The sequence below is a fragment of the Polyangium sp. 6x1 genome (assembly GCF_029946515.1).
Taxonomy (GTDB): Bacteria; Myxococcota_A; Polyangia; order Polyangiales; family Polyangiaceae; genus Polyangium.
Genome location: NZ_JARZHH010000053.1, coordinates 71,805 through 81,771, shown reverse-complemented (window position 1 = coordinate 81,771; position 9,967 = coordinate 71,805). Strand labels below are relative to the sequence as shown.

9 protein-coding genes are annotated in these 9,967 nt (G+C 68.7%); 7 read left to right on the top strand and 2 right to left on the bottom strand.

The genetic code is table 11. The features are described 5' to 3' along the window. A partial coding sequence (locus QHF85_RS36025) for a right-handed parallel beta-helix repeat-containing protein (RefSeq protein ID WP_281331936.1) occupies positions 1–581 on the bottom strand: 581 nt, incomplete at its 3' end. Between the two features lie 163 nt (positions 582–744). On the opposite strand from QHF85_RS36025, the gene QHF85_RS36020 reads away from it, so the two are divergent. The 7 genes from QHF85_RS36020 to QHF85_RS35990 all read left to right on the top strand — a co-directional run bounded on the left by QHF85_RS36020 (position 745) and on the right by QHF85_RS35990 (position 8,103). Next, complete coding sequence (locus tag QHF85_RS36020; RefSeq protein ID WP_281331935.1) at positions 745–1,788, top strand: FHA domain-containing protein; 1,044 nt, start codon at positions 745–747, stop codon at positions 1,786–1,788. Beyond that, positions 1,788–2,780 carry a 2-oxoglutarate and iron-dependent oxygenase domain-containing protein gene (locus QHF85_RS36015; RefSeq protein WP_281331934.1) on the top strand — a complete coding sequence of 331 codons (993 nt, stop codon included), beginning with the start codon at positions 1,788–1,790 and terminating at the stop codon, positions 2,778–2,780. Before QHF85_RS36020 ends, QHF85_RS36015 begins: the two co-directional genes overlap by 1 nt. Positions 2,781–2,936: 156 nt before the next feature. Beyond that, positions 2,937–3,728, top strand: coding sequence for a creatininase family protein (locus QHF85_RS36010; protein WP_281331933.1), 792 nt, complete (start codon positions 2,937–2,939; stop codon positions 3,726–3,728). 20 nt (positions 3,729–3,748) lie between these two features. Then, entirely contained in the window at positions 3,749–4,519 is a 771-nt protein-coding gene (locus QHF85_RS36005) for a Phenylacetic acid catabolic protein (protein ID WP_281331932.1), read from the top strand. Positions 4,520–5,095: 576 nt separating this feature from the next. Further along, complete coding sequence (locus QHF85_RS36000) at positions 5,096–5,533, top strand: hypothetical protein (RefSeq protein WP_281331931.1); 438 nt, start codon at positions 5,096–5,098, stop codon at positions 5,531–5,533. 141 nt (positions 5,534–5,674) lie between these two features. Beyond that, a complete protein-coding gene (locus QHF85_RS35995; protein ID WP_281331930.1) occupies positions 5,675–7,243 on the top strand; it encodes a carboxypeptidase-like regulatory domain-containing protein in 1,569 nt (522 codons plus the stop codon). Between the two features lie 107 nt (positions 7,244–7,350). Then, on the top strand, positions 7,351–8,103 hold the full coding sequence (locus tag QHF85_RS35990) for a YkgJ family cysteine cluster protein (protein WP_281331929.1): 753 nt from the start codon (positions 7,351–7,353) through the stop codon (positions 8,101–8,103). 31 nt (positions 8,104–8,134) lie between these two features. Here QHF85_RS35990 and QHF85_RS35985 read toward each other — a convergent pair whose 3' ends face one another. Continuing rightward, the gene (locus QHF85_RS35985; protein ID WP_281331928.1) at positions 8,135–9,943 is read right to left on the bottom strand and encodes a hypothetical protein; all 1,809 of its coding nucleotides are present in this window, start codon (positions 9,941–9,943) and stop codon (positions 8,135–8,137) included. Positions 9,944–9,967: the final 24 nt, after the last annotated feature.

Here is a 9,967-nt window from a genome sequence, read left to right as displayed (position 1 = left end):
CCCGACGAATACATGTACACGCCGCGGCTGCCGTTGTTCCGGATCACCGCGTTCGAGATCGAGCCGCCGCCCGTCCCCGTGTAGTACACGCCGTACGAGTTCGTGTGCGCCGTGAACCCGGAGAGCGCGGGCTGCGCGTCGGCCACGTGAAACCCGTACTGCGCGTGCTGCACGACGAGCTCCGTCGTCGTGAGGACGGCCGTGGACTCGACGACGACGCCGTACCACTGGCCCGCGCCCGAGGACGTGGACCGGAAGTTCACGGGGCTCGCCGCGGTCCCCTGCACCTCCAGGGTGCCGCGGATCGTCGCCTCGACTTCACTGGTGTCCCTGCCCGTCGCCAGGCCGTCCGACGTGCCGAACTGCACCTCGACGCCGGCCTGGATCGTGAGCTTCGCGCCCGCGGGGACGGTGATGTCCCCTTGCACGATGTAAGGGCTCCCGGCCACGGTCCAGGTTTGGTTGATGATGTTGCCGCCCGGGATCGTCGTCGCGGCCTGGGCGGCGCGTGGATACGCGAGCAAAACGACGGCCCATAAAAGGGCGATCAAGGGAAATACGAGCGCTATCGGGCGCTTCATGAGTGGCTCCTCGCAGGAACGGTTCACGCGGGCGCGGGGCAACGTTCCCCCTCCAGCCCGACGGAGGCGCGACGCTACCGCAAGCGGCGGCCCGACTCAACGCTCCTCCATCGATCCCCAGCTTGCCTCCGCGCCGCTTCCATGCCCCAATGATCGCCGAGCGATGCGCGCAAACGACGACGAGGAGCCCGGGGAAGAGACGGGCACATTTGGTCCCCTTTTCGACAACCGCGGCACGATGGCCGCCCTCGCCGCGTCCGACGAAAATCTCCCCGCGCCCCCGCCTCGCACCGCGTTCCTCGTCGCCTACGACCGGCTCGCCGAGCTCGCCTCCGCCGCGCGAAAGCCCGGCTTCGCCGTCGCGGCGATCGATCCGCGCGCGCGCCTCGCCGGCGGCGTCCTCTGCGAGGCCGGCTCGCCGCTCACCATCGGCCGGCACACGAAGTGCCGCTTGCAACTGGCTTCGTCCGCGATCTCGCTGCGCCACATGGCCGCGCTCGTCCTCGCCGAGGGCGGCGCGCCGAAGCTCCAGGTCTGGGACCTCAACACGAAGCTGCCTTTCCGCGCCGAGGACGGGCAAGAGAGCGGCGCGCTCGCCTCCGACGGCCCCACGTACGTCTCGATCGGCGCGTACGCGCTCTGGTTCTTGCCGTGCTCGCCGTCCGTCAAGTGGCCCGAGCGCGCGGGCGACGCGTGGACCTCGATGCCGCCGCGCACGTTCGTCGATCGGCGCGCCCCGACCGCCGCCGACAAACGCGCCGGCGTCGACGCATTGCCTCCGCCGCGGCTGCGCGGCGGCCCGTATCGCGGCCTCGAAGAGCCCTCGCGCGTCACCACGCAAGCCTCGCCGCTCCTGCTCGGCGACGACGAGGAGCCCGAGATCGCCTGGGGGACGATCCGCCTGCAGGCCGGCATGGCGAAGGCGAAGCGGCGCGTCTCGGCCGAGCGGCTCGAACAAGGCCTGCTCATCGGCCGCTACGAACGATGTGGCCTCTCGCTCGGCGAGATCGACAGGAACGTCTCCCGCGTGCATTTCCTCCTCGTCCGCATCGGCGCGGACGTCTGGGCCATCGACACGGGCAGCACGAACGGCGTGCGCCGCAACGGCCGCGCGATCGAGGCCGAGGTCCTCGCGGACGTCGATCGCGTGGAGTTCGGCTCGCGGATGATCCTCGACTGGCAGCGGCTCGAGCACCCCGAGGCGTGATGACGGAAGGCGCCTCCGCCGTCCCGATCGTGGATCTCGCCCCGCTCACGCGAGGCGGCCCGGACAAACAGCACGCGGCGCGGGCGATCGACCGGGCTTGCCGCGGCTCGGGTTTCTTTTACGTCGTGGGCCACGGCGTCGACGAGGCCCTCGCCGCGCGCCTCGACGCGCTCTGCCGGGCGTTTTTCGCTCTGGACCTCGATCGAAAGATGGAGATCCGCATGGAGAGGGCGGGCCGCGCGTGGCGGGGGTATTTCCCCGTCGGCGGGGAGCTCACCTCGGGCAAACCCGACCTCAAAGAGGGCATTTATTTCGGCGCCGAGCACGAGGACGACCACCCGCGCGTCCGGGCCGGGCTCCCCCTGCACGGGAAAAACCTCTTCCCGGACCTGCCGGGCTTCCGCGAGGCCGTGCTCGCGTGGATGGCCGAGATGACCCGCCTCGGGCACGTGATCCTCGAAGGAATGGCCCTCGGCCTCGGCCTCCCCCCGTCGTATTTCGCCGAGCGATATACGGGCGACCCCACGATCCTCTTCCGGGCCTTCCATTACCCCCCTCCCGACGACGCGTCCGAGGGCTGGGGCGTCGGAGAGCACACCGATTATGGCCTGCTCACGATCCTCCGGCAGGACGACGCCGGTGGATTGCAGGTGAAATCGGGCGGCCGCTGGATCGAGGCGCCGCCCGTCCCCGGATCGTTCGTGTGCAACATCGGCGACATGCTCGATCGCATGACGGGCGGGCTCTATCGATCCACGCCGCACCGCGTCCACAATCGCTCGGGGAGGAGCCGGCTCAGCTTGCCGTTTTTCTTCGATCCGGGCTGGGACGCGAAGATCCAGGCGATCGACACGAGCCGCGCGGACGGCCGAGCGGACGAGCGGTGGGATCACGAAGACGTGCACGCGTTTCGCGGGACGTACGGGCAATGGTTGCTCGCGAAGGTCGCAAAAGTATTCCCGGAGCTCGGGCGAACGGCGGCCGTGACGTGAATTTCTCCGCGCCTGCCCCCGATTTCCAGGGCTTCCCGGCCCCCGCCCCGCGAACGCAGAATGCAAGCAGGAGGCCAGGACCGTGAGATTCTGCCTCCTCTCGCGATGTCCCGGCGTTCGTGCTATCCGGTAGGGCCTTCGAGAACCACGACCGGCATGCGCGAACGACGCCTCTACATCGCGGATCTCACGACCCAGACGCTGCAATCCCTGCTCTCGGGTCCCACACCGCCCGTCGCGCTCGTCCCGGTCGGCTCTGTCGAGCCCCACGGCCCGCACCTGCCCCTCGGGACGGACACGATGATCGGCGACGCCGTGGCGGAGCGCGCGGCCCTGCTCCTCGAAGCGAGGGGGACGGTCGCGTTGATCGGCCCGAGCGTGCCTTATGGCGTCACGCGCTTCGCCGAAGGGTTCGCCGGCGCCGTCACGGTCACGGAGGCGGCGCTCATTGCGTTCCTGCGCGCCGTGATCGACGGGTATCTCCAGGCGGGGTTTTGCCATGTTTGCCTGGTTTCGAACCACCTCGAGCCCGCGCACGACGCCGCGGTGAGGGCCTCGCTCGACGGATTGCCCGCGGGCCGGGCCTCCGTGGCTTCGCCGCTCACACGTCGCTGGGCGCGCACGCTCTCGGCGGAGTTCAAGAGCGGCGCGTGTCATGCGGGGCGGTACGAGACGTCCATCCTCCTCGCGGCTGCCCCGGACGCCGTCGATCGCGCCCGCATGACGGCGCTCCCGGCGCTCGAAATCAGCCTCTCGGACGGCATCCGTCAGGGCAAGACGAGCTTCCTCGCCATGGGAATCACGGATGCCTATACGGGCGCGCCTGCCGAGGCCACGGCCGAGGAGGGGCGTGATTCGATCGAACGCCTCGCGGCGATGGTCGTGGGCGAAGTGGAAGACGGTCTCGCCGCGAAGGCCCTCCGGGGCGAAGCTTCGCGGAGTCCATGAAGTACCAATAGGGGGGGGAAATGACGAAAGCACCAGAATCCGGCGTCGACGACCGCCGGCAGCGGACGCTCGTCCAGATGATGCAGGGGCAGGCCTACCGCGAGCTCGCAGCGGCGCACATCTTCGGCCACGGCCTCGAATTCGTCCCGGAGATGCGCTGGCTCAAGCACTTCACCTGGCACATCCGCGAGGAGCTCGAGCACTACGAGGCCGTGGCGCGCATGTACCATGATTTCACGGGCGAGAGCATCGAGCCCGTCGTGAATGCGCGCCTCGCAGCGCGCCCCGTGCCCCTCCCCGCGAGCTTCTACGAGCTCGCGATGGCGCAGTTCCTTTACGACCGCGGCGGCTTCTGGCAGCTCCGCGAATACGAGGAATGCAGCTTCGAGCCGTACCGCAAGGTGGTCCGCAAGATCGTCGAGGAGGAGCGTGGACACCAGTCGCTCGGCGAGCGGCTCGTCGTGGAGCTGACGCTCACGGGGCGATACAACGCGGACAAACAGAAGCTCTTCGAGCGATGGCTGCGCCAAGGGCTCCTCTCGTTTGGCCGACCGGGCAGCGAGGGGGCGCGGTACGCGCTCGCGGTGGGGCTCAAGAAGCGGGATCCTGGGGCCGTGATGCAGGACTTCCTCGACGACATCGCCTCGGCCATGTACCTGTGCGGCCTCACGATGCCGCCGCTCGCCACGCTCGGCATCGAGGGCCCCGAGAAGGCGCCCGCGCCTCCGGTGTCGGGGCCCGAGAGCGCCCTGCCGCGCACCGAGCGCAGCGCGGGCCAGCCCGCGGCATAGCTTCTCCGGCGACGACGGCGGCGCGGCTCCGCTGCCATTCCCGATTTGCGCGATTCCGCGCGTCGAATCCACCCATACCATTCGCCCGCGGCATGCGAATGCCTCCGAGGACGGCGTGCGGCCAGGCCAAACACCAGCCGCGAAAAACGCGTGACGCTCGGGCGCGCGCGTGGGCGGGATTTCGACGCAACGTGGGGCTCTGGCACCGCATCATCCTTTGCGTGCTCGGACGCGTCTCCTCGCCGATCGTGATCGCCTCCGCTCCGGCGGCGAACCCGATCGGCGGCCGTCCGGCGCCGCGCGCGCGCGCATTCGCGGGTACGTCCACGTGCGTGGCTCCGAATGCAGTGTCGAATGGAGAGGTGGTAACAAAAATCTCCAGCGCGGCTTGCTTGTCCGAGGTCGCTTGGTAACAATTCATGCATAGGAGCTGCTGACGAAGAGGCGCTCCTCGATGACGCAATTCGCTTCGGATCGGAGCGCCCCGTGGAGGTGCATCCCGCAGCTCCTCGAAGGCGAGCCAAGTAGCAATAGCTAACGACACACCTGCTTCGATACGGGGGAAAGAAACACACCATGAAGAAGCTGCTTTCGTTTGCGTTCGTCGCCGCGATGATCGTGCCCTCCAGCGCCGCCATGGCCATCGAGGAGGGGAAACCGCTCGCGGTCTACGTCAATGACGACGACGCCGGAACGTTGATTCCCTACCTTTACAAGGACGCCGGCAAGGCGTGCCTCTACGTGTCCGAGTGGTACAACCAGGGCTACCTCATCAGCGAGGAGTGCGACCTGCTCGAGCGCAAGTCGAAGGGCTACCTGAGCTGCCTCGGCAACAGCTACATCAACTTCCCGACCACCATCGCGAGCGACGTGTATTGCCGCGGCTTCAATGACTGGGGTCTCTCGCTCGAGGTCGAGTACATGCACGTCGGCGAGCACTACGACGGGTTTGCCGGCGTCCTGAAGTACAAGGGCTACCCGTACGTCTCCTCGATCGAGGCGTGGACCTACTGATGTAGCAGCGCGGTGAGGCCGGACCGTCGGCCTGAAACGACGAAATACGGGCGCCGCCGCTCGACACGGCGGCGCCCGTATCTCTACCGCCGGAACCCTTCGAATCCATCCCTTTGGCCGACACGATGTCGAGGTCACACGATGCACCTGCCCACGAACCAGAAAAAGCCTTTCTTTCGCTCCCCTGCCGGATGGGCCACGCTCGGGACCGTGCCGGCGATCGTCCTCGGCGCCTTTCTTCTCTGGCCTTCCACCACGCCCAGCCACGCCGCCGACGCGGAGGACGCCTCGGTGCCCGACGCTCGCGCGAAATACGTCAATCGTGGCCTCTTCCCCTCGGACGAGCCGGGCGACGAGCAAGCGAAGACGATCTCGGGTCGCGTCTATTCGGTCGACGGAAGGCCCCTCGCGGGCGTGCAGGTCTCGGCCACGAGCTTCGCCATCGCCGGCAACCTCCCGACCACGGCCGCGTCGCTCGAGACCGACGCCGAAGGCCGGTTCGAGATGCGCCTCGCCGACGGCACCTACCAGATCGTCGCGAACAAGCCCGGATTCAGCCCCTCCTTCGTGCCCGCGCAGACCGGCGAGACCGTCAGCATGCTCCTGACGCAGAGCGGCCGCGTCCGGGGCCGCGTGCTCGACGCCGATCGCGCTCCGATTCCGCGCTTCGTGATCGACGTGCTCACCGCAGCGCCGGATAGCTTCGCCGCGCCCACGCCGCTCCTTTCCAAGCGGTTCGAGGGGACCGACGGCACCTTCGAGCTCGATCAGCTCCCGGGCTGGCCCGTCGTCGTCCGCGCGACCGCGGTCGACCACGCCCCCGCATTCTCGACGCCCGTCGAGCTCGCTTCGGCCTCCGATACGCGTGAGGTCGAGCTCATGCTCGGGGACGGCTGCGTCCTCGAAGGCACGGTGCGCGACGGCTCCGGAAACCCGCTGCCGGACGTCTTCGTGGACGCCGAGGCCCGCTTCGCAGGTGGGACGAGCGAGGTCTCGATGGAGGCCGCGAGCCGCGCAGAGAGCGACGAACAGGGGCATTTCCGCATCGAGCACGCGCCCTCGGGCAAGGTCGCCGTCCATGGCTACGACGGCGAGCATGCGCCGAGCACGGTCGTCGTCGACATGACCGGTTGCAAGCTCGCCAAACCCCTCGAGCTCGTCATGTCGGCCGGCGGCAGCATCACCGGCGTGGCGCGCAAGGGCGACGGCAGCCCGCTGCCCGGCGCGCGGCTCACGCTCATGCAGCGCGCGATCGGGTACGTCAACACGGTCGCCGACGAGGACGGCGAGTTCCGGTTCGATTCGATCCCGCCGGGCAACACCCTCCTCGAGCTCGTGTATGGCCATCAGCGCACGTCGACCGCGGTGCGCGTGCAGGAAGGCAACGTCACCGAGCGCGACATCACGATTCACCCCACGGGCAAAGGCGAGATTCGTGGCCGCGTCACGGCGGGCGGCACGCCCCTCGCCGGCGTCAAGATCCTCGTCGCGACGAACCGCGGCCGCGAGCAGGGGCTCGACATCCGGTTTCCCGTGACCGACAAGGACGGCGTTTACAAGATCGCCGGGCTCCCGGAGGGCCATTATGCCGTGAACGTGGTCACGTCCGCGAAGACCGAGGGTGTCCAGGTCGACGAGGGTCAGGTCGCCGTCCTGGACCTCGATATCGCCGCGCCGCCCAAGGAGAGCGCGCGAGGCGAAATGGAATGAACGGCACGGCGCGGCGCGGACGGGGGCGGACGGGCGCCGCCCTCGCGCGCCGCGTGTGCGGCCGCGCCGGTCCGTGATAGGCTCGGGGCCTCGCCATGCCGGAACCCTTGAAAAGCAGGTTTACCTTCGAGCTCGGCACGCCCGAGGGCACGCTGCGCGCGAACCTCGCCATCCCCGCCGAGCCGATGCGGCTCTCGGACCTCTCGCGGCTGGTGATGCCGCTCGACGACCAGATCGTCGCGCTCGGCGTCAAGAAACACCTGCCGACGCTCGGGGCCGTCTCGTGCAAGAAGGGCTGTGATTCCTGCTGTTACCAGCTCGTGCCCATCTCGCCGCCCGAGGCGTTCATGATCCACGACCTCGTCTCGGCGATGCCCGAGGCGCGGCAGGAGGCGGTGCTCACGCGGGTCGTCGACGCCGAGGCGGCGCTCGAATCGTTCGGGCTCGACGAGGCCTCGTTCTCGGGGATGTCGAACGACAACGAGCTGCGCAAGCTCCTCGTCGCGTGGCATCGCCAGGGCATCGCGTGTCCGTTCCTCGAAGGCGGCGCGTGCGCGGCCTACACCTCGCGCCCCTCGGGCTGCCGCGAGTATCTCGTGACGTCACCGGCGGAGAACTGCACGAAGCTCGGCGAGGCGGTGGTCCGGCGGCTGCCGATCTCGATTCGCATGTCGCTCGCGCTCTCGCGCGTGGCCGCCCGCCTGCTCGGCGGCGAGCCCACGATCTTCCCGCTCACGCTGGCCATTGGGTGGGCCGAGGCGCACGAGGAAGAAGGCCAGCGCCGGTTCGACGGCTTCATGCTGGTGAACATGCTGCTGGAGGAGCTGTCGGGGGGAAAGCCCGCGGACCAACCGTCCTGAGGGAGGTTCGTCCGCGGGGCGGGGCGGGGGATCAGGGCGTGATGACGCCCGTGAACATGGTCGCGCTCGCGATGCGTTGCGTGTTCCTGAACGGGGCCGCGAAATCGTCGTTGTCGCGCGCCGTGGCCATGACCTGGATGTAATAGAATTTTCCGGCCTGCAGGAGCCCCTCGGGGAGCTTCACGTTCGGGCTCTTGACGTACACGTGCGCGACGTTGCGCCGCGTCGACATGCCACCGTTCGCGTCCGTGAGATCCGTCGTGTCGACGACGGTCACGCGATATCGCGTGGGGGTGCCCAGGGACGGCGCGGTCCAGGTGATCTCCGGCGTCACGCCCACGCCCGAGGTCACCTGATCGTAGGGCGTGTCTTTGCCGGCGACCTTGATGTTCTGCGGCAGGCCGAGGGTCGGCGCGAGCGGCTTGCCGGTGATCTCCTCCACCGGCGCGGACATGGTGAGGTTTCCGCGCAGCGACTCCGAGGTGTTCTCGGGCAGGAGCGTCCGGACGCTCTTCGTGAACGAGATGCTCAGGGCGCCGAACGTTTGCCCGTCCGTGAACGGATTGCCGTAGGAATAGGAATGCGCGTGGTCGCCGGCCATCACGAGGGTCCCCGCGTCGCAGCCGCTCGGGCACGCGGCCGGATCGCAGCCGTTCCCATGGCAGGCGGGATCCGGGTTCGAATACGCGGTCCCGTTCAATGCGGCCATGGCGAGCAGCGTGGAGAACGAACCGATGGCCGGCTCGGGCACGCTCGGCTCGTACTCGACGCTGATGCCGACGAAATGGCCGTTGAGCGGGGTGTTCGGCAGGAGGGCATTGAAGGCCGCGCCCTTGTAATCGAGGTCGAAGGTCTTCTGCGGGGCCGGGGCGAAGGTGCCCTTCAGCACGCTCGAGCCCCCGTTCGTCATGGTGACCGGCATCGCTTGCATGCTCTCGGCGATGGCCGTGTACGTGTAGCCATTCCAGGGGTTGCCGTCGGCCGACGGCATGCCGACCTGCGCCGTCACGCCGTGCAGGACGGTGACCTCGTCCCCTTTGCTCCCGTCGATCAGCGCGGGCCCGCCGCCGAAATCGATGAACTGATCCTGCGCATTGATCTTCCAGCCACCGAGCTGGGTCTCGCCGTTCTGGGGCGGGTTGTCCTCCGGGGGGCTCGCCGCGGGGGAGACATAGGCGAGGACGGTGCCGTTGCGCGAATAGATCTGGATCTCGTCGTAAAACCCTGTCTGGTTGCCCAGGTCGTCGAACGTGGCCACCTGCAGGGGCACGCCGAGGGTCGCGTCGATCGAGACGTACGTCGGCTGCGAGATGGGCGCGAGATCGCGCCGTCCGCTGTACAGACGGCCGATGTCGAGCGTCCGCGCGTCGGTCGCGACGAACGTGCGGAGCGGCTGGGCATTCTGAACCGCGGGCGGCGGGCCCTCGAGGGCGAGGAGATACGGGCCCACGGGCACGCCGGGGATCGAGATGTTGCCATCGGCGTCGATCGTGCCTGGGAAGGTCTGGACGGTCCCGCCCTGGTCGACGAGGGCCTCGATCTTCGTCCAGGCTTCGCTCTTCACGACGACCTCGCCGGTCGTCGGCTGGTAAACGTCCTTCGCGCTGCCCGTCACGGCGTCCGCGGCGCCGGTGCCACCATTGCCACCATTGCCACCATTGCCACCCGCGCCGCCCGTGGCCCCCGAGCCGCCATTGCCGCCCGTGGCGCCATTGCCGCCGCTACCACCACCGCCGCTACCACCACCGCCGCTACCACCACCGCCGCCACCACCGCCGCAAGCAGCGGTCGCCGTCAGAGCCACGAGGATGCCGAGAGAGAATAAGCTGTAGGTTCGCATAAGTGCTCCTTACAGCCGAAGAGG